Below are 20530 nucleotides of genomic sequence, written 5' to 3' on the forward strand. Positions count from 1 at the left end.
AGGTACGGTGCCCAGACGGGAACAACCACTGGCATCCGAGGACTCGCCATTGCTGCGATTCGCCGGCGATCTGCGGCGGCTGCGCCGGCGCGCCGGCGAGCCGACGTACCGGGAGCTCGGGCGGCGGACCAACTATTCGCCGGCCGCGCTGTCGGAGGCGGTGTCCGGGCGCCGGCTGCCCAGCCTCGCCGTCACCGTGGCCTTCGTCCGGGCCTGTGACGGTGACGCCGACGAATGGACCGAACGGTGGCGCGGCCTAGCCGTCGGTCAGCCCGGCGCCCCCGGCGCCGCGCCGCCACCGTACATCGGACTGGCGGCCTACCAGGTCGAGGACGCCGACCGCTTCTTCGGCCGCGAGGCCCTGACCGACACGTTACTGACGCTGGTCGACGAGCGGCCGTTCGCCGGGGTCTTCGGCGCCTCCGGCGCCGGCAAGTCGTCGCTGCTGCGCGCCGGGCTGGCCGCCCGCACCCGGCGGACCCCGATGATCGTCACGCCGGGGGCCGACCCGATCGCCGAGCTGGCCGTGGCCGTCGCCGGTCTGGCCGACGAGCCGGCCGACCGGGTCCGCGAGGAGCTGGCCGCCGACCCGCAGGCGTTGCGGGGCTGGCTGACCAGGGCCGCCGACGACCTTCTGCTGGTGGTCGACCAGTTCGAGGAATGCTTCACCCTGTGCGACGACGACGGCCGGCACTGGCTGGTCCGGGCGTTGACCTCGGCCGCCGGCGCGCACAGCCGGGTGGTGGTGGGTGTCCGGGCCGACTTCTATGGTCATTGCGCGCGCCATCCCGAGTTGGTGGCCGCCCTGCACCGCGCGCAGGTGCTGGTCGGGCCGATGTCGGCCGAGGAGTTCCGGGCGGCGGTCACCGAGCCGGCCACGCGGGCCGGGGCGGCACTCGAGACGGCTCTGGTGGCCCGGCTGGTCTCGGACGTCGCCGGCCAGTCGGCCGCGTTGCCGCTCGTGTCGCACATTCTCGCCGAGATGTGGCGCCGGCGGCGTGGCATGCTGCTCACGCTCACCGGTTACGAGGACGCCGGCGGCATCAAGCACGCGCTGGCGCGGACCGCTGAGCAGACGTTCGACGAACTCGGCGAGCCGGAGCGGGCGGCGGCCCGGCAGCTGTTCCTGCGGCTGGTGGCGCCCGGCGACGGCACCGAGGACACCAAACGACGCGTCCGGCGGGCTGACCTGGACGTGTCGGAAGCCCTGCTCGATCGGCTCGCCGCCGCCCGCCTGATCAGCATCGGCCGGGACAGCGTGGAACTGATCCACGAGGCGCTACTGCACGCCTGGCCCCGGTTGGTTGGCTGGATCGACCGCAGCCGCGACGACCTGCGCACCCAGCACCGGATCAGTGAGGCCACCACCGTCTGGGAGGCGCACGGCCACGACCCCGACACCCTCTACCGCGGCGCACGCCTCGAGCAGGCGGTCCGGCTGCGGGACCGGCTCAACCGACGAGAGCGCGCCTTCCTCGACGCCGCGTCGGCCGCCGCGCAGGCTCGGGCGGCGGCCGAGCAACGCACGACCCGCCGTCTGCGCCGGTTCGCCGCGGTGCTCACCGCCCTAACCGTCCTGCTGACCGGCGCGGTGGTCGTCGCGGTCACGGCTCAGCGTGAGGCCACCCGCCAGCGCAACGAGGCGATGTCACTACGGGCCATGGACGCCGCCCGCGGTCTGCTGGCCGCACGGCCGCGTGACGCCCAGGCGCTGGCCATGGCCGCCCACCGGGTCGCGCCGAGCGACGAGACGCGCAGCATGCTGGTGCTCGCGCACGCCGCCGCGACCGCCACCTCACTCGGCGGGGGCTACGTGACCACGCCCGGACGCTTCGCGACCACCAACGAAGCCGGCGGGGCCGGCGGCCAGCAGCTGTGGCGGCCGGACGGTGACTCGTGGCTGCAGGCGGCCGCACTGCCGACCGGTGACAGCTTCCGCTATCTGACCAGCGCTGACGAACGCCGGGCACTCTATCTGGACGGAACGCGCAGCGTCCTGTGGGACCTGGCCGACCTCGACCGGCCCCGCCGCCTCGCGGTTCCCGCCGAGCTGCCGCTGGCGGAGAGCATGGATCAGACCGGATCGCTCGTGTCCGGTGTCGCCGACGACCACACAGCCGTGCTGTGGCGGGTCGGCGACCACGCCGTTCGGCGCTTCCCAGCGTCCGATGTGGAAAGCACCGCCCTGCTCCGCGACGGCTCGGGCATCATTCTCTGCCGCCGTACCAGCGGCGGGTACACCCTGGAACAGTGGACGATCGGCGGCGCCCGGACGGCCACGATGCTGCGCACGTCGTACCGGATGTACCCGTTCGCCGGTCCGGACGGGCTGGTCGCCATCACGTCCGAGGTGGGCCAGGCCATGGTGCTCGACATCCGCGACCCGCTCACGGTCCGCACCCTGGTGCGCGCCGACGGCCTCAACCATCCGTCCGTGCCCTCCTTCGACCCGGCCGGACACACCGTGGCCCTGACCGACCCGGACCGGATCCAGCTGTGGGACCACAGTTCCGGCCGGATACTGATGTCCGTCGACGCTCATGGACTGCACCTGACCGCCCCGCGCGCCAGCGGCAAGCAGGTGGTCGTGCTCAGTCCCAGTGGCGCCGTATGGCGACTGGACAGTGTCCTACCGCGGCTGATCGACAAGATCTGCGCCGGTCCCGTCGCCGTGGACTGGGATCGCTACTTCCCCGGCACCACGTCGAAGCCACTCTGTCCGTGACTTCCTCCATCCGCAACGACTGGCCGCTGGGGAAGTGTTGCGGCTGCACCTCAAGGCTACGGCGCACGCGCGTGCCCGATCGCCCGAGCGCGACCGAGTGGTGAACCCCGCGGCGCACTGCGGTCCGAGATCGGCTAGGACGAGTCGGCGGGCCATACTTCGCGGTCGTAAACTGCAGCAGCCGCGCCATGACGCTCGTCACTCGCCTTATCCCACCGCCCGCCGCTGGATCACCACGCCCACTGCAACGGCCCCCGGTCGAGTGCTTGCCGTTCACGGCAGTGGTGATCTTACGATTCCGGGTATGGCGATGGCGGTCGGTGACGGCTGGCGGTGGTGGCTGAGCGCGGGCAGCGCGGGGTTGGTGGTGATGCCGTACTGGCACGGTGGGCCCTGGTCGGCGGTGGTGGCCGCGCTCTTCGGCGTGATCGTGGTCAGTGCGTGGGCGTGGGGCACCCGTAGCGGTCGTGGCGTGGGTGTGGTTGTCGGCGCCGGGTTCATCGTCGTGCTGGCCACGTTGTTTGCTGTCTCGCAGTGGCCTCGCGGCCTGCCGGTCGCGCCGTGGCTCGACTGGTTCGTGATGTGGTTGCTGGTCGGTGCGGTGTGCCTGGCGGCGTTGGTCACCGACCGCGTCTGGCACACCTCGATGGTGGAGTGGAACTGGCTGACGGTACGGTGGGTCGCCTCGGTGGTGCCGCTGGCCGGCGTGGTGCTGCTGTGCGGTGGCGGGCTCTGCATCGCTCAGATCGACGGCGACGGCAAATTCCGGGTACTTGTCAGCGACGATGAGATCCTTCCGCTGCCGACGTCGCTGCGCCTGCTCTCGGCTGACCCGTGTGCCTCTGGCGGCAGCAGTGGCAACTGTACGGCTGAGTTCGTGGTGACGGCCACCGACGGTGCCAGCCGGGAAACGACCGTGATCCGGCTCGTCGCGCACCTGCGCGAGCGCGGCTGGCCGCTGCAGCCCGAAAACGGCAGCTATTCCGGCAGCCGCGAGATCAGCGGACTCCTGCACTGGAGTCCACACCGAATATGGCTGTACACCGAACCCGAACCCGCAACGGTGCTACAACCGGCGACACCGCACGACGCCGTGAACGTATACATCGATAACCTCTGACACGGCCCCACGCGGATCTGCCGCCGAGTTTGCGTGCCAGCCAGCAGAGGCGGTCCTGCAACGTGAAATGCGGGCTGCCCACTGCGTGCGCTCGTGCTGATGAGTGCGCCCGGCGGTCGGCGTTGGCATGATCGTTGCGTGATCCAATGCCGAACGGAGTCAGCGCGAGTGCTGCCGGGTGCCGAGGTGTTTCTCGTGGGCCTGTTCTCGGCGAAGGACACCGAGATCGACACCAAACTGGACATCTTGGCCGCTGTTGTGCAGGCGTACGGTGCGCAGGCGCTTTTCGTTGGCACCACGCCGGTGGGGTCCTGCTCGCGGCTCTCTTGTGGCTGGCCATAATGCACTCGCCCCTGTACGTCGGTCGGCACGGAATCGTGCGGTTGCCTCATGCCTGTCTCGTCGTCATGGGAGGGACCATGCCTGCGTACATCCTCACCGGCGCACCCGGATCCGGAAAGACGGCCATCCTGCGCCAGCTGGAAATCGACGGCCATACCGTTGTTGAGGAGGCCGCGACCGACGTGATAGCGCTGCAGCAGGCGCTCGGCCGGCCGGAGCCGTGGCGAGAGCCCGGCTTCGCAGACCGAGTGCTGGATCTTCAGCGCAAGAGACAACTCGCGGCCCAGGCAATCACCCGGGACGTCGTCTTCGTCGATCGTTCACCGGTCTGCACCCTGGCCCTGTGCCGCTACCTCGATGTGACCGCACCACCTCACCTGTCCGACGAGATCGAACGCATGACTGCGGAGCGATGGTACGAGCCGACCGCTTTCTTCGTACGGCATCAGGGCTTCATCCAGGCCACCGCCGCACGTCGGATCAGCTTCGAAGACTCCCTCGCCTTCGAGAAGGTCCACGAAACGGCCTACCGCGAGGTCGGGTTCGATCTCATCGACGTTCCGGCAGCTCCGCTTCCGGTCCGGGTGGCCGCGGTCCAGCAGTCCGCCGATCGACTGGACCGCCAGCCGTAAGCGACGTCCGGACCTCCCGCGCACCACTCGTCGCGTCTGTGATCCGCGGTGAGCTGTCGACTTCCGATCACGCTGAGTGTGGCTACCGACGAAGATGTTGCAAGAGATGTCGAGAACGGCTTGACGGCTCCGTCTCAGGAGCGAGCGCGGCCACTGTCGCCATACGACACCTAGGAGACCCGGCATGATCCAGCGGATGGACAACGTCCTTGTCGTTGTCGACGATCTTGATGCTGTTATTTCGTTCTTCGTCGAGCTTGGCATGGAGCTGGAGGGCAAGGGGCCAATCGAGGGACGTTGGGTGGAGCGTGTCATCGGAGTCGACGACGTCCGGCAGGATGTCGCAATGCTGCGTACTCCGGACGGCCACGGCCGAATCGAGCTGGCGAGATTCCACACGCCACAGGCGATCAGCACCGAGCCCAAGGACGCGCCGGCGAACACGCTGGGTATCCGTCGCATCATGTTCGCCGTCGACGACATCGAGAACGTCGTTACCCGCCTGCGCGCCCACGGCGCCGAACTTGTCGGCGAGCTGGCGCAGTACGAGGACAGGTATCGGCTCTGCTACGTCCGAGGGCCCGAGGGCATCCTCGTCGGACTGGCCGAACAGCTCCGCTGAACGAACGCGGTCTTCATTTCTTCAGGATTGACGATCACATGCACTGTCATGCCGCCGTGCGCTCGTGACCAAAGGTGACGTCGACGCCTGTGCTGGCGTCCGGTGTGCCGATGCGGCGCGTCACGCAGTGACTCTCCTATCCAAAGAGTCGACCCGAATCGGCACAGCCGTGCCGGCTATAGAACCGACCAGCCGGACCAGCCTGCGAAACTGGACGGGCTGCAACCCGGATCACTAGGGTCGGCAAAGTCCAGTAGCCGTCTGCCCTCGTCGCAGAAATCTGACTCCTGTTGCCGGAACCCCTGGTACTTCTCCTCCGACTTCAAAGTGTATGCCAGGATGGATATAAGCCCTGTCCATGCTGTGAGAGCCGTCCTGAACAGAACGGCTCCTGGCTCATCTTTCTCAAACCGTTGAACGAGTACAGGCAAGCTGACACTTGATATCAGGTAGTCGGAGGTCATCGTGTTTGCGATGATCTCGGCATGTCGCAGAGGTGGTCGACGCTTCGGGAGATCGAGGATGCGCTGGTGCGATGTGAGCAGGATCTGGACTGGCAGCCGCACCGGCTCCACACGCCCACTCCCACTCATCCGCAGTGGTCGTCCGCAAGCCGATGCGCGCAAGCCCGGCCATCGCCTCGTCGTAGGAGACCTCCCGGGTCGCTCGTGCCCGCACCACCTGCCCGGTCTGGTCGAACTCGACCGTCAGCCCACCACCAGACCGCAAGGTGCTCACCCCGCCAAACCGATCCCCAACCGACGCGACCAACTCGAGTACCCGAGGGTCGTCCGCCGCCAGCGGAACCTCACACGGGTCGAACGCTTCCACAGCAATCAGCATCGCCGGCAGCTCGACGCTACGTATCGGCGAGGTCATCGCGTCGACGTACTCGGCCAACAGCGGGGAGACCGTACTCGCTGGCGCTGTCGGCGTAGCTGGCGATCTGGCCCGGAACGGGCTGGAATCGGTCCGCGTCGTAGCCGAGCGTCGACCGACCGCCGGGCACGAGAACGAACCGCATCCCGTCACGGTCGAAGAGCGCCACCCGGTGCGACCGCCCCCCCGTACACCGTATTCTTCAGCCCCACCACAGTCAGGTCGTGCTGGTCGGCAATGCCCTGCGCCATCCCGCGGGCAGCGCCCTCAGACAGGTCGTTCCACTGCTCGAAGCTGAAATCGGCGTACGGCACCGCGCAAGGATAGAGCCGCAGGCACCGATCGCATAGGAGCCAGCCTCGACACCTGAAAGGTGTACCGCTGGGATTGACCGGTCGCACCGTTCAAACCCGCCCACCCGTCGGCCGGGCGTCGATCCAGGTGCGTAGGAGCAGGCGTCGGCGGTCCGGCTCTTCACTGTCGACGAAGTCGGTGCGGCCGTGGACGAGCCGCCGGTTGTCGATCACCATGAGGTCGCCCCGGTGCAGACGGGCATGACGGTGGAGCGTGGTGTCCGCCAGGACTGCATCGACCGCGTCCAGTGCCCGTAGCTGGTCGCTGGTCAGCGGGGGCACGCCCGGTTCCGCGTGGCCGCTTTGGATGTACTCCCGGATGTAGTTGATCCGCATGCCTCCCTGCACCGGTTCCAGCACCGGCCGGCGCACCGTGCGCGGACCGATGCCGCTGGTGTCGCGGGAATCGAAATGGAACTCCTGCTGCAGCACATCGATGACACCGTCGTACGCGCGTAGCCGATCGACGATGTCGTCGACGTGGACGAACACGGAGTCGCCGCCTCGGACCGCAGCCCGGTAGCAGAAAAGGGTGAAGAAGTCCGGGATGTGTCCGGGCCGGTGCATGCCGTCCGTGTGCAGGTGGCCGCCGAAACGCGTGTCGGAGTATCGCGCGGATCGGCTGATGGTGATGTCGGCCCCCCGGTCCCGCACCTCGCGGATCTGTTCGCCGTGGTAGTCCTGCGGCATGACCGCGCCAAGCACGTGGGAGAGGGAGAGCACCAAGCGTTTGGCACCGTTAAGCGTCAGGTCCTCCGAGCAGCGGATGACGACGAAGCCGCGCCCTGTGGTGAGTTCGCCGGCGACCAGGGCTCGTATCGCGGTCACCACCTCGGCCGCGGGTGCGGAGGACATGGCCTGGCGGACGTGGGCAACGGTAAGTTCCAGGTCGGTAACGTGGCTGATGGTCACGAGCTCTCCTCCTGGGTTTCCCGCTTTCGTTCTCTGATGCCGAAGGCGGCGAAGGCGGCCAGCGCGGCCGGGATCGCCGCCCAGAGGAAGACGGTGCGCAGGGAGTCGCTGACCGCGGAGACGATGGCCGACGCGGTGGCCTCCGGCAGCGCGTCGAGTTCGGATGGCGTCACCGCGGCCGCGTCCGGCAGTCCCGGGATCGTCGCGGCGGTCGTGGTGTAGAGCACCGCGAACACGGTGCCCCAGACCGCCACGCCAAGGACTGCGCCGATCGAGCGGGCCAGCATGACCAGCCCGGTGCCGACTCCGAGGTCCTCCCGTGCCACCGCGTTCTGCGCGGCCACCACGACGAGCTGCATGGTCATGCCGAGGCCCAGGCCGAACACGACGACCGAGGCCACGGCCTGCGCGATGGGCGCGCCGTCCCCGATCAAGGAGAACGACAGCATGCCCAGGGCCGCCAGGACCGTGCCGGCGCGGGGGAAGTATCGGTACCGGTCCCAGCGGCTGGCGAGTGCGCCGGCCACCGACGAGACGGCGACCACGGTCAGCATGAAGGGAACCAGCAGCAGGCCGGCTCGGGTCGCGTCGAGGCGCAGTGCGTACTGGAAGAATGTCGGCAAGTAGGTCACGGCGACGAACAGCGTCATGGCCATGAGGCCGCCGACCGCCATCGGTGCGAGCAACCGCCGGTTCCTGAACAGCCGCAACGGCATCAGCGCGTCAGCGGAGCGGCGCTCCACCATCACGAACGCCACGGCGGCCAGGACGGAAACGGCGACCAGGGCGAGCGTCAGCGGGGACGTCCAGGAGTACCGGGTGCCGCCCCAGTCGAGGGTCAGCAGGATGCCGACCAGCGCGATGGCCATCGCCACGACGCCGGGCACGTCAAGGCGGGAGCTGGGACGGCGGGCCGTACGCGGGACGGCCGCACGGACCCCGACGACGATGAGGATGCAGAGCGGTACGTTGCCGAGGAAGGCCCAGCGCCAGGACGCGTGTTCGGTGAGGAACCCGCCGACCAGTGGGCCGATGATGGACGCGAGGCCGAAGACCGAGCCGAGGAATCCCTGGTACCGGGGTCGGTACCGGTCCGGCACGGATTCGGCCACGATCGCCAGCGCCACCGTCATCATCGCTCCTCCGCCCGCGCCCTGCACGGCACGCGCGCTGACGAGCTGCCACATGCTCTGCGCGAGCCCGCCGGCCAAGGAGCCCACGGCGAAGACCGTGATCGCCGCGATGAAGACGGACCGACGGCCGTACAGATCTCCGCACTTGCCCGCGATCGGGGTGGCGACGGCGCTGGCCACCAGGTAGGACGTGACGATGAGCGAGATGCCGGTGAGCCCACCGAGCTCACCGGCGATCGTCGGCAGGGCGGTCGCCACCACCGTCTGGTCGAGTGCGGCGATCAGGATGGCGGCGGCCAGAGCCACCATGATCGTGCGCACTTTACCCGTTCGCGCCTTCTCAACGGCCGGTGAGGTAGTCACGACGTCACTTTTCCTGGCCGGCCCGGACAAGACAACCGAGAAGGACCTGCCGCGTCAGGCCGAGCCGTTCCTTCCACGCGTCGTTGCGGCGGCCGCCTTCGAGCAACGCGCACCCGTTGTCGATCGCGGCCCGCACGGTGGCGTGGAGCATGACCTGGTACGGGCTGAAGCCGAGTTCGCCGGGTCGCTGCGTCCCGGCGGCCCAGTTGTGGAACCGCTGCCCGTCGACCAGGGAGATCGATGCCGCCACGATCTCGCTGTTGCGACGGATGGTGACGAGGTTGACGTGCCGGCGCAGCTCTGTGCCGAACTTGGTGAGCCGCTCGGGGTCGTACCATCCGGGATTGCCGTGCTTGGCGGACGTGACTTGGCAGAGCCGCGCGGCCGCGGCCATGTCCTCCGGCTCCGGCGGTCCGGCGGTGAGCCGGTAGCCGCCCGCCTCCATCAGCCGGATGTGCCGGCGCATTTCCTGACGCGGGCGTGGGCGGAGGCGGGCCAGGTAGTCGTCAGCCGACCGCAACCCTCGCACATCAAGGAGGTAACGGGCGTCGATCCGGCGGACAGCGGTGCCGCTGTCGGCGAGCAGACCGGCGAGCGCGCCGCCCTCGGGCATGTTCATGAAGCCGTACGCCTGCGCACCGGTCCGCTCCGCCAGTCCCCGCAGCCCCCGGCGGACCGCGTTCAGCACCTCCGCGTCCAAGCGGTAGGCAGGCAGACAGGTGTCGTACCAGTGCCACATGTGGCTGAGCAGCAGCGGCCCGTCGGCAGCACGGAAGCCGGGCAGCATTGCCGGGCAGACGCCGAGCGGATCGTCGGGGGGCAGCAGAAAGGTGGGCAGCACCGCGCGCAGTCGGCCGGTCGCGCGGTCGTACACGCGCATGAAGTGCATCGCGAGGGTGGTGCGCAGCGGGAAGCGCCAGTAGGCGCGCAACACGTCGGATCGGTAGAACAGCGGCGCATCGCTGCGGTCGACCAGCAGGTCCCAGTCGACATCGTCCGGCGGATTCTCGCCGATCTCGACGCTGATGCTCGGCGCGGCCCTCATGCGTGGCCGGCGAGCCGGGATGCCAGTGCGAGGCTGGTGGGATGCACCTCGCCCCATACGGTCGGCACGAATATCTCGTCCCCGGCCCGGAGCACCGTGCCCGGCCCCTGGGTGATCAGGGTCAGGCCCGACTCCCACGGCCTCTCGGCGATCGGGACATCGTCGGCTCGGTCGAGCGCGATGTTCGCTGCGAGTGGCTCCCAGGTGCTCGTCGGCAGCAGCCGGCAACACGTTTGCCTGTTGCGCGCCGGCACCGGCTCTCCGGGCGGCGCAACTCGTGGCCGCAGGTCGGCGGAGTAGTAGCGGCGGGCCTCCTCGGCGACCACGGTCGCGGTGTCGTCATCGGCTCCGCGAGCACGCTCGTCGCGGTAGGCGGAGCGCGCCGCCCGGTCGGCGCGCTCCGCCGGGGTCAGGCTCAGCGCCAACGGGCCGTTCACGTCACCGACCGGTAGGCCCAGCTCCGGGTAGATCTCACCCGTCACCGCCAGCAGCTGAGCAAGGACGTCGACCGCCAGGGCGCCGCGACACAGTTCCTCTACCGTGGCCCAGTCGGTACGGGCCTCGCCCACAAGAAGCTCGTGCAGGTCATTGATGTCCTTCATGGACAGCACGCCGTCGTTGAGCGCGTGGGCGGCGATCAACGCCAGCGTGGTCTCCCGGTCGGGCTCCTGGGCTGGCACGCCGAGCACCTCGGTGTCACGCCAGCCGGCGAGCGGCATGTTTCCCGCGTGGCCCACCGAATACGGGCCGATGTGCAGATCCACCCGGCTGATCGGATCCTCGTTGTCCGGTAGGACGAGGGTCAGCTGCCCGTAGAGGTGTCCCCCGTCGGTGCACTTCAGCCACGAAAACTCGGTCGTGTCACACACCCACCCGCGCTGCCGCAGCCAGCGGCTCGTCGCGAGCGCGGCGTGCCACTCCGGGACGTGCAGGTCGATGTCCCCTTCGTGCCGCAGCTCCGGACGGCGATGGTGCTCCCGCAGCGCCAGGCCCTTCATGACCCGCGCGCCGAGTGCCGGCGCCTCGGTCAGGATCGCGGTCAGCTCCGGCCGGGCCGCCGCACATCGCAACCGTTCGGCGGTGATGAGCTGATCGAGGCGTTTCTGGACGGTCCCCACCTGCTCGGTCGGTGGCAGCTGTCCCAAGGTCTCACGGGCTGGCAGATAGACCCGGGAGGCCACGATCCGCGCGTACACCTCCTCGGGGTCGAGCACCTCGAGCAGTTCGGCGGCACGGGCTCGGTGCTCGGCAGCGGGTTCGAGACGCGCCAACAGCGTGATGCACGTCCAGTAGGCGTCGGCATTGTCAACCATGGGTGGTTCCTCTCTGGTCCGTGCTTGGCGCGTGGGCTGCCACCAGCCCCGTACCGTGCAGGTAGCCGTCGATGCGGCCGGCAGCGATCAGTGTGTCCGCCTCGTCGTCGGTCAGGCCGGGTGCCCACAACAGGACGGTCGCGGCGTACGTGTTGCGGAGGTGCTCGGCCAGGCCGGTGCGTTCCACCCGCGAGCCGGCGTCGGTCGCCCGGACGACAACGAAGTCGGCCACCAGGCGCAGGAGTTCCGCGTCTTCGGCCCGCCAGCCCACGGCGTCGACAACTGCTCCCACCCCATGGCCGATCCGGGCGCGCCGACCGAGAAGGTGCGCGCGGACGACCGGCCACGTGTCCACCAGCAGCACGCAGGACGACGTGGATTCCTCGGGGTCGTCCCGGCACGCCACGGCCAGCCCGGACGGCACGGAGCCGTACCCGGCGTCGTCCGCCCGACCGAAGACGATGCCCACCGGGGTACGGCCGGAAGGCGGCCGGCCGGGCGACATCAGGGCCAACCGGCTGGCGGTGGTGACCGGGCCCAGCCGCAGCGGCAGCAGGCGCGGTGCGGTGACCGTGGACCCCGCCACCGCTCGCCGGTCGGCAGCCACCGTTTGCAGCACATCCCGCACGAACGCGGGGTCGCGGCGTTCGAGCCAGCTGTAGGTGTTCACGTCCCGGCGGGTGCGCAGCGCGAAAGCGAGCTGCCGACCTGGCAGCTGGACATGCCGGTCGATCTGCTCGAACCACTGCTGGCTGCTCCGGCCGTCGCGCTGCACCGCCTCGACTTCGGGACGCCGCCGTTTCTCGTACGCCGCCAGCGATCCGGCGCTCGGGTCGGCGCAGAGCTCGTCGCCCAGCGCGACGGCGTCCTCGATGGCGAGCCGGGTGCCGGAGCCGACGGTGAAGTGGGTGGTGTGCGCAGCGTCGCCGATCAGGACCTGGCTGCCGGCGTGCCACCGCTGGTTGACCACGGTGCGGAACGCGCGCCAGGGAAAGACGCTGCACCGCAGGCGGGCGCCACCCAGTTCGCCGGCGAAGAGACCGGCCAGCCGCTCCTCCAGCCGGCGCTGGTCGACGACGTCCAGACCGGATTCCCGTAGCGTCTGGAGGGTGCACTCGACGATCACCGCGCTCGCTTGCTCCTCGTACGGGTAGACGTGGGCCACCAACGCGCCCCAACGCGAACGCCGGAACCAGAAGCCCGGCGCGAACGCACGGTCCGCACACATCCAGAGGTAGCGGGTGGCGCCGGTGGTGACGGTCGGGCCGTACACATCCGCCCGCGCCCGCCGTACGGCGCTCCCCGCACCGTCCGCCCCGACGAGCAGATCGTTCGGACCGACCGCGCGGGTCGGATCGAAGCGCCGGCGGTGCACCACGGCGCCGAGCTCGCGAGCCCTGTCCCGAAGGATCTCCAGCAGACGTCCGCGCCCGATGCCGAGGATGAGGTGCCCGCCGGTCAGCACCTCGATGTCGTCCGTGCGCAGCCGCACGGTGTCCCATCGTCGTGCCGCCCGCCGGATCTCGGTTCCGCTGAGCGGGTCTCGCTCGGCCAGCGTCTCGACGAACTCGGCGTCCAGAACGATGCCGGTGCCGTCCGGTGCCGGCTGGTCGTAAACCTCGACGTCGAGGCCGGCGCCACGCCGCAACACCTCGACGGCCAGGGCCAGACCAGCCGGCCCGCCGCCCGCGATGACGCACCGCCGGTACCTCACGCGGCACCGACCAGGGCGGGAGCCATCAGGGCCGACCGGGCGACCACGTCACCGAACCGCTCACCCACGGCAGCGTCGGCGCCGGCGAAGCTGGCACGCAGGGTCCCGGCCGCGAAGAAGTCCGATCCGGGGTTGAGCCGGTAGGACCGGTCGGCGAGATACGCGAGGGCAGCCGCCTCGTCCGTGCCGGAACGCACGGTGAGCAACGCGTGCGGCGCCCCGGAATTCGGCACGGACAGCCGGTGGTGGAAGGCCGCTGCCGCGTCGAGCGCCGGCACCACGTTCTGCTCGATCAGCAAGCCGGCACCGCCGTCGCGCAGAAACAGGCCCCAGGCGCGCTGCCAGACCGGTGACGGTGGAGTGCCGATCAGCTCAGCCGTCGCCCGGTCGAAGAAGTCCGCACTCACGACCCACCCGAGACGGGCACCATGTCCGACGATCTTGTGGAGCGAGCCCAGGTGATCCGCGTTGGGCACCCGTGGACTGTCGCCGAACCACCCGTACGCGCCGTTGACGATGACCCGGCGGCCGGTGGCGGTGAGCTGGGCCAGGACGGCGTGTTCGGCTGCGGACAGGCTGCGGCCGTCCGGGTTGCGGAACGGTGAGGTGAGCCAGATGGCCGTGTCCGCAGGTGTGCCGGGGAGCTCGGCCCAGTCGTACAGCGACACGTCCGCGCCTGCGGCGCGCATCGTCCGCACCGCACCGGGGAAGGTCGGCCGTTCGACGGCGAGGCGGGATTCGGTCCGCGCGTAGGTGAGGGCGGCCGCCCTGATACCCGCCGTGATGGTGAGCAGGTCGGCGCTGGCGCCCAGGATGCGCGCGAGTTGCTCGCGCAGGACGTCGTCGCCCCTTGGCGCGGGTGCCTGCCACAGGTGCGGCGATTTCGACGCGGCGGTGAGGCACGCAGCGAACAACTCCCGGGCCAGCGGTGGCCAGGTCGGTGGCGTACCCGTCAGGTCGGTGGTCATCGGTTTCGGGTGGTGTCGGGCGGAAAGACCGCAGAGGTGGTCAGGACCGCCTGTTCCCAGGGGTCGAGGGCTAGACCGTGCCAGGCGAGCACCCGGGTGACCGTGTCCATGTCCGGCCGGGGGACGGTGCCGTCGAACGGCCAGGCGATCACCTCGCCGGCCTCGGCGGGCCGGATGCGCTGGCCCAGCAACACGTCGGCCAGCGCCTTGCCGCTGGTCGGCTCACCCAGTACACCGTCGCGGATCAGGTCCATGGTGCGCTCGCGGGCGGGCTCGGTGACATCACCCCAGATCGCAGCGATCAGCCGGCCACGGACGGCACCCAGGACGTCGGCGAAGCCGCGGGTCTCCGGGGGCCACGATGCCAGCAGATCGAGCAGTTGATCGAGTTCGGCGTCCGAGAACAGGCACGGATCGGTGCCCAGCAAGGTGGCGCACTCAGCCGCCGCCTCGGCCGGGCTGTCGGAGATGTGCACCAGGTTGAGGACCGTGTTGATCGCGCCGAGGTCGTGCCGGATGCTGCCGGGCAGCGCGTGTGCCGGGTCGGCATCGCCTTTGAGCGCCTTCGCCGCCGCGTAGGACACCTCAGCGGGGCGCTCCTGCTCATCCCGCAGCGACACCATCAGCGCGGGACCCAGTGCGAAGAGCGCGTCCAGGGCGCGGTACCGGTGCACCCGGGCCGCGGTGACCTGCTGCAGCTCGCTCATCCGGTCGATGCGGTGGGGTGTGACCCGGGTGAGCCGCCAGCCGTCCGGGCGCAGGCCGATCCCGGCGAGACGGTCGAGCACGGCCCGGGTCAGGCCCCGGACCAGGCAGTCGGGACTGATCATGACGAAGATCCGGTGTTGCCAGGCGGCGGGATCGTCAAGCATTCGGGGCCACACCTTTCGGCACAGGGGACGGACGTGGCGCCACGGCCAACCGTGCACCGGCCGCCCACACGGGTTCACTGCGGCAACCGCGCTGCCTCTTCGCCTCCCAGGAGCCGAATCCGTAGTGGATGCGGCGGATGCCCGCAGCCGGGACGAGTGCCGCCGGGTGGTAGAAGCCGGTCGCGAAGTAGGCGAAGCGCGCGGCGTCGCTGTCGTAGTCGGTGCCGGTCAGAAACGCACTCCACTCGTCGCCCTCGCGGATGAAGAGCATGAAGTTCACCAGCCGGCCCGCCGCCCGCGCGGTCACCAGGCACAGCTCGGACGGATGGAACGTCTCGCGTACCTGATGCACCAGACGTTCCTCCTTCGCCCGGTCGGGGTTGCCGCCGTACCGGGCGACCAGCGCACAGCGCAGGCCGACCAGCTCCGGGCCGACCCCGTCGAGGTCCTCCTCGGCGATCCGCACCCCGCGCTCCGCCAGCCACCGCAGCTCGCGCCGGATCGCGGTGCGGCGCTTGTAGCTGAAGCGGCTCAGATAGCCGTCGACATCGGTCCAGTCCACATCCAGGACACAGGATGTGGAGAGCGGGACGACCGCCGCGCCGGTGATCGCGGCGAACGAGGTCAGCAGCGGGGTCGCGGCCACCGTCTGGTACAGCAGGGACACCGCCCGGCAGCCGTGGTCGCCGGCCCAGCTCAGCAGCGCGTCGACGAAGCCGTCCAGCGTCGCCGGGTCGGACGCGCGGGGACCTATCGGCCGGGTGTCGTAGTGCGGGTGCATGACCATCAGCCCGGGGAAGACGTCCGCGGTGTCGAGCCCCGACCACGGATGCGGACCGTCGACGGCCAGCCCTGCGTCCACCGACCGGCCGCTGAGGACGGCGTACGGGTCGACACGGCGGCTCGACATGGGAGCACTCAGCAGCGTGCCGCCGACGGCGACCAGCGGCCGCGAACCGTCGCACCAGGCGAAGGTGTGGTAGCCGTTGCCGAACCGGTCGATGGTGAGCCGCATCGACCGCTGCGAGGTCCCGACCCTGTCATCGGCCACCCACCGGTCCCAGTCGGACGGGATTCCCTGCCAGACCTTCAGGCGCCTCGGCATGTTGTCCCCCCTGTACGTGCGCCGCGAAACGGCGGGCGAGCTGGTCCACACTGACGGAACCGCTGGCCCGTGAACCGGCGGCCGGGCTCCTGGGCGCGATCCGGAGGTGGGCCAACACGGACCCCGGCGCCTGTAGCACCCGGGCCGCGGCACGCAGTTCCTCCGCCGTACCGACCGAGATCGCCCGCCGGTAGCCGCAGGCGGTGGCGATCTCCGTGAACGCGGTCGAGGCCGCAGTGGTGGCCTGTCCGCCGGTCGACTCGTAGGTGCCGTTGTCGAGCACGGCGTGGACGAGGTTCGGCGAGATCCGCCCGACAGTGGACATCGCGCCCAGGTGCATCAGCGCGCTGCCGTCACCGTCGATCACGACCACCCGATGGTCCGGCCGGGACAACGCGATCCCGGCGGCGACCGCCGAAGCGTGCCCCATCGAGCCCTGAAGGTAGAGGTTCTCCGCAGCGTCACCCTGCTGGAACAGGTCCCGGGAGATGTAGCCGGTCGTGCTGACCCACAGCGAGTCCGGCAGGAGGCGTCGCAGCTCCGCGATCGCCTCGCCGCGGGTGAACTCCGGTTCTGTGGCCGGCGACACGGCAGCGGACAGCCGCTCCCCCGGGATGCGCCCCGGTACCAGCACGAAACTCGGCCAGCCGGCCCGGCGTTCCTCCTGGACGCGCGCCAGCATCTCCCGCGCACCCTCGACCGTCTCGGGCAGCACATGGTGCGGCACCCCGAGTTCGGCCAGCAGGGGCACCGTGGCACGACCCATCACTTCGTGCTGCGGTTCCTCCGGGTCGGCGGCCGGCCACCCGCGCATCGTCATGAACGTGAGCACCGGCAACCGGTACGGCATCGCCAGCGACGTGAGCGGGTTGACCAGGTTCCCCAGCCCGGAGTTCTGCACCAGCAGCGCTGATTCCGTTCCGCCCAGCATCATCCCGGCCACCAGCGCGAACGCCGTTCCCTCGTTGGCCGCCGGCACATAGGTGTAGCGCTCGTCGGCGTCGAGGCGCTCGTACAACCGGCTCAGGAACGAGCAGGGCACGCCGGACAGGTGTCGGCATCCGATCTGTTCGAGCAGATCGAGAAACTCGGACGCCGTGATCACCGGCATCCCCCGGCCGGATTCGTGCAGACGGTCAGGTCGCCCGGCTGCCGTGCGCCCAGTAACGTCATGATGTGCGCGAGCTCCTCCGTGAAGCCGCGCAGCAGCGCAGCGACGTCCTCGGCCCGGCAACCGGACAGCGCGGTCAGCACGGGCCGACCCAGCAACACGGCCCGGGCGCCCAGCGCCAGTGCGGTGGCGACGTGCGCCGGCCGCCGGATCCCGGAGTCGAAATAGACCGGCACCCCGCTGCCGACAGCCGCGACGACGGCCGGCAGGACCTCGACGCTGCTCACCGAGCGGTCGAACTGGCGGCCACCATGATTGGACACGACGACTCCCGCCGCGCCGATGTCGAGCGCCCGCCGCGCGTCCTCGGGATGCATGATCCCCTTCAGCAACACCGGCAGGTGCGTCCGGGCGATCACGTCCGCCACGTCCGCCCAGGTCGTGAACGGATTGGGAAAGATCTCGGCGAGCACCTCCCGGTCCTCAAGGCCGCGTTCGGCCATCAGCCGGCGGAACGGTTCGCTGCGCACCAGCGCGGGCGGGGCCACGGCGAATCGGTCCATGCCGTTCGCCAGGTCGCGGTTGCGCCGGCCGACGACCGGCACGTCCACCGTGACGACGAGCGCCTCGAATCCCAACTGCTCGGCTTCCTCGACCAGATACCGGGTCAGGCGTGGTTCCCGGGTCAGGTACACCTGCCGCCAGCGAAGGCCCGGCGCGGTGGCCGCGACGTCCGCCGCGCAGGCCGACGAGAACGCGGAGAGACAGAACCCGAGGCCGGCTTCGGCGGCGGCCCGGGCGGCCACCGTCTCGGCCCGTGGATCCAGCAGGCCCTGCAATCCCATGGGGGCGACCAGCAACGGCGCCGCGATCACCCCGCCGGTGACCGTAACGGACGCATCCGCCGGCCCGCCCGCCAGGACGCGGGGCACGAGGATCGGACGGTCCAGCATCGCTTCGTTACGGGCCATGGTCGCCTCGTCGCCGGCCGCGCCGAAGCAGTAGTCGAGCGCCGCGGCCGAGGGCCGCTCCGTGACACCGGCCGTGACACCGGCCGGTGCCGCCGCGTCCGCTCCGACGGCGTTCACTGCCGGTTCCACTCCTGGGCGCCGGTGAGGGCGAAGATCTCGTCCAGCCCCGAGATGTCAGCCGTGACGCTGTCCAGGGAGCGAGCCTCCCGCAGCGTGGCCAGCATCCGCGACACGCTGCGTACGGCGGCCCGGGACACCACGTTCGCGTAGATCACCACGTTGGCGCCCATGTCGAAGAACTGGTCCACGGCGACCTCCGGCAGGGCCGTCGGCGCCAGCACGATCGGGATCCGGCCCGCCGTCCGATCCAGCACTTCGCCGAGCTGATCGGCGTGCCGCGTGTTGGCCTGCACGAATAGGCCGTCGACGCCCGTGTCCGCGTACCGATCGAGGCGCCGCACCGCTTCCTCCGGGCCGAGGCCGGCGACCAACGCCTCCGTACGGGCGATGATCCGCACACCGGTCTTCTTGCCGACCAGTCGGGCCAAGCGCCTGCTGAACGCCTCGGGATCCTCCAGCGCCCGCTCCTGTGTGGAGTAGAGCGAGTTGCGCTTCGGGAAGGCGTTGTCCTCAAGGCACATGGCGTCGGCACCGGCGGCGGCGAACTGGTCGAGCGCCCGGGCCGCCGCATCATCCGTGCCGTAACCGTTGTCGGCGTCGACGAACACCGGGAGGTCACAGCCGGTACGGACGGCGCGCACCGAGTCGGCCATCTCCGTGCTGGTGATCACGTTGATGTCCGGCATGCGCCGATAGGTCGACGCCTCGAAGCTGCCGACCCAGGCGACGTCGAACCCGCTGCGTTGCACCAGCGATGCGGTGAGTGCGTCGTGGGCGCCGACTCCGATGAGCCTGGCGTCGGTGGACAGGAATGTCTCCGTTGGCTGCTTCGGCAAAGTTGTCCCTTCGTCGTCGGGCAAACCCGTGACGCCTGAGTCGAGGATCCAAGAGAGTGCGGCCGCATTCCCGAACCACATCGCTACGGCAATAAGTCCCGCCGCGCTCCGATCGAACCTAGCACTGCCCGCCAAGCGACCACCAAGCGTCCACCAAGGACGGTCGCGTAATAGCGACGGCCTTTATGAGTGGACGCTCGTCATCGCCGGTGCTAGATTTTGACGTTGTCATGGTCATTTTCCGCACCGCCGTGCGGCAACAGGAAAACGGCCGCGGATGATCACCCGTCGACGGGAGGTCGAGCTTGTCGCCCCAGTTTGCGCCAGCCGAGGCCGCCCAGCTCTCGATGGCCGCGACGTCGTGGGAACGGATCGACTGGCCGGCGCTGAGCGCCGGCGTACGGCACACGGTCAGTGCCGCCTGGCTCGGTGTGGCCGAGGGCCGCCTCGCCGGCTGCGAGGGCTTCACACTGGTGGACGACGGCGGCGGCGCTCACGTGGCGATGATGGGCCGGGTGGTCCCGTCCGCAACGAACAACCAGTTCACAGACCCGTACCTGCCGGTTCGGGGCCACATCACCGCACCCGACGGCCTCTTCCCCGCATTGTCCTTCATGTACCCGAACTATGACACCTACCCGGTCGGGCCGGGCGCCGGAGACTCCGCGCGGCTGGCCAGGTTCGTCGACGAGATCTGCCGGCACGCCCGCGAGCGCGGCCTGCGCAGCGTGGTGTTCCAGTACCTCGACCCCGTGGCGGACCCGTTCACCGAGACGCTGCGCGCGGCCGGCTTCACCGTCGTGACCGCGGCACACCGAGCGGAACTGGCCATCGACTTCAAACGGCCGGATCAGTATCTCTCGCGGATGTCGAGTCATCGCCGGCGAAGGATTCGAGCCGAGATGCGGGCCCTTTCGGCAGCCCGCATCGAGTACACAAGACGCCCTTTGCGTGACGATGACGAAATACTTGTCTCATTGCGTATCAGGCTGGCAGAGAAATACCGCGGCGCCGGCGATCCGGAAAAGGAGAGACGGTGGTTCGACAATGTCCGCCGGTGTTTCCCGGCGGAAGACGTCTTCGTGATCTGCGCCGACATCGACGGGCGGACGGTGGGTTTCACGCTGTTCGTGCGTACCGGTGACCGGCTCACCGCGCTGCTCACAGGAACGGACTACGGCCATCCGCACGCCCGGTACATCTACTTCGGCACCTGCTTCTACGCCGCGGTGCCGCTCGCGCTCGACCTCGGCATCCGGGTCATCGAGTACGGCATGGGCTCGGAGCAGGCGAAGACCGCGCGCGGCTGCAACCTGCGCCCGCTGCGCTGGGCCGTCCGCGATCTGGCCGCCGACCCGCCCGTGGGACCGGACCACCTGAATGGGAGCGACTGA

At 69.9% G+C, this 20530-nt stretch carries 18 protein-coding genes; 5 read left to right on the plus strand and 13 right to left on the minus strand.

Translation table 11 applies throughout. The features are described from left to right. Nucleotides 1-7: 7 nt before the first annotated feature. The 4 genes from KBX00_RS06005 (at nt 8) to KBX00_RS06020 (ending at nt 5441) form a co-directional block, all read left to right on the plus strand. Nucleotides 8-2725, plus strand: coding sequence for an XRE family transcriptional regulator (locus KBX00_RS06005; RefSeq protein ID WP_210824060.1), 2718 nt, complete (start codon nt 8-10; stop codon nt 2723-2725). Between the two features lie 406 nt (nt 2726-3131). Beyond that, a complete protein-coding gene (locus tag KBX00_RS06010; RefSeq protein WP_210824063.1) occupies nt 3132-3845 on the plus strand; it encodes a hypothetical protein in 714 nt (237 codons plus the stop codon). A 341-nt stretch (nt 3846-4186) separates the two neighbouring features. Continuing rightward, nucleotides 4187-4819: an AAA family ATPase gene (locus tag KBX00_RS06015; RefSeq protein WP_301547402.1), complete on the plus strand. Its 633-nt coding sequence runs from the start codon at nt 4187-4189 to the stop codon at nt 4817-4819. A gap of 184 nt (nt 4820-5003) precedes the next feature. After that, entirely contained in the window at nt 5004-5441 is a 438-nt protein-coding gene (locus KBX00_RS06020) for a VOC family protein (protein ID WP_301547403.1), read from the plus strand. 405 nt (nt 5442-5846) lie between these two features. On the opposite strand, the gene KBX00_RS29110 is transcribed toward KBX00_RS06020, so the two are convergent. The 13 genes from KBX00_RS29110 to KBX00_RS06080 form a co-directional block, all read right to left on the minus strand. Next, nucleotides 5847-6341, minus strand: coding sequence for a hypothetical protein (locus KBX00_RS29110; protein ID WP_301547404.1), 495 nt, complete (start codon nt 6339-6341; stop codon nt 5847-5849). A gap of 128 nt (nt 6342-6469) precedes the next feature. Further along, complete coding sequence (locus tag KBX00_RS29115) at nt 6470-6634, minus strand: hypothetical protein (protein ID WP_301547405.1); 165 nt, start codon at nt 6632-6634, stop codon at nt 6470-6472. Nucleotides 6635-6724: 90 nt separating this feature from the next. After that, a complete protein-coding gene (locus KBX00_RS06030) occupies nt 6725-7585 on the minus strand; it encodes a TauD/TfdA family dioxygenase (protein ID WP_210824065.1) in 861 nt (286 codons plus the stop codon). Then, nucleotides 7582-9027: an MDR family MFS transporter gene (locus KBX00_RS06035; protein WP_210824067.1), complete on the minus strand. Its 1446-nt coding sequence runs from the start codon at nt 9025-9027 to the stop codon at nt 7582-7584. The genes KBX00_RS06030 and KBX00_RS06035 overlap by 4 nt, the downstream gene beginning before the upstream one ends. Nucleotides 9028-9085: 58 nt before the next feature. Then, complete coding sequence (locus KBX00_RS06040) at nt 9086-10126, minus strand: GNAT family N-acetyltransferase (protein ID WP_210824069.1); 1041 nt, start codon at nt 10124-10126, stop codon at nt 9086-9088. Further along, the gene (locus KBX00_RS06045; RefSeq protein ID WP_210824071.1) at nt 10123-11439 is read right to left on the minus strand and encodes a nucleotidyltransferase family protein; all 1317 of its coding nucleotides are present in this window, start codon (nt 11437-11439) and stop codon (nt 10123-10125) included. Before KBX00_RS06045 ends, KBX00_RS06040 begins: the two co-directional genes overlap by 4 nt. Beyond that, nucleotides 11432-13153, minus strand: a complete 1722-nt coding sequence (locus KBX00_RS06050; RefSeq protein ID WP_210824073.1) for an FAD-dependent monooxygenase — start codon at nt 13151-13153, stop codon at nt 11432-11434. The genes KBX00_RS06045 and KBX00_RS06050 overlap by 8 nt, the downstream gene beginning before the upstream one ends. Next, nucleotides 13150-14121 carry a hypothetical protein gene (locus tag KBX00_RS06055; RefSeq protein ID WP_210824075.1) on the minus strand — a complete coding sequence of 324 codons (972 nt, stop codon included), beginning with the start codon at nt 14119-14121 and terminating at the stop codon, nt 13150-13152. The genes KBX00_RS06050 and KBX00_RS06055 overlap by 4 nt, the downstream gene beginning before the upstream one ends. Continuing rightward, entirely contained in the window at nt 14118-14993 is an 876-nt protein-coding gene (locus KBX00_RS06060; RefSeq protein WP_210824077.1) for a nucleoside-diphosphate kinase, read from the minus strand. Before KBX00_RS06060 ends, KBX00_RS06055 begins: the two co-directional genes overlap by 4 nt. Further along, nucleotides 14986-16044 carry a GNAT family N-acetyltransferase gene (locus KBX00_RS06065; protein WP_210824079.1) on the minus strand — a complete coding sequence of 353 codons (1059 nt, stop codon included), beginning with the start codon at nt 16042-16044 and terminating at the stop codon, nt 14986-14988. The genes KBX00_RS06060 and KBX00_RS06065 overlap by 8 nt, the downstream gene beginning before the upstream one ends. After that, complete coding sequence (gene aepY, locus KBX00_RS06070) at nt 16034-17203, minus strand: phosphonopyruvate decarboxylase (protein WP_210824081.1); 1170 nt, start codon at nt 17201-17203, stop codon at nt 16034-16036. Before aepY ends, KBX00_RS06065 begins: the two co-directional genes overlap by 11 nt. Further along, nucleotides 17200-18297 (minus strand): alpha-hydroxy acid oxidase, encoded by a 1098-nt coding sequence (locus KBX00_RS06075; protein ID WP_210824082.1) that lies wholly within the window; start codon nt 18295-18297, stop codon nt 17200-17202. Before KBX00_RS06075 ends, aepY begins: the two co-directional genes overlap by 4 nt. Next, nucleotides 18294-19136: an isocitrate lyase/PEP mutase family protein gene (locus tag KBX00_RS06080; RefSeq protein WP_210824084.1), complete on the minus strand. Its 843-nt coding sequence runs from the start codon at nt 19134-19136 to the stop codon at nt 18294-18296. The genes KBX00_RS06075 and KBX00_RS06080 overlap by 4 nt, the downstream gene beginning before the upstream one ends. 431 nt (nt 19137-19567) lie before the next feature. Between KBX00_RS06080 and KBX00_RS06085 the strand changes: the two genes are divergently transcribed. Then, nucleotides 19568-20530, plus strand: coding sequence for a GNAT family N-acetyltransferase (locus tag KBX00_RS06085; protein WP_210824087.1), 963 nt, complete (start codon nt 19568-19570; stop codon nt 20528-20530).

It is taken from the genome of Micromonospora sp. C95 (assembly GCF_018070465.1).
Classification (GTDB): Bacteria; Actinomycetota; Actinomycetes; order Mycobacteriales; family Micromonosporaceae; genus Micromonospora.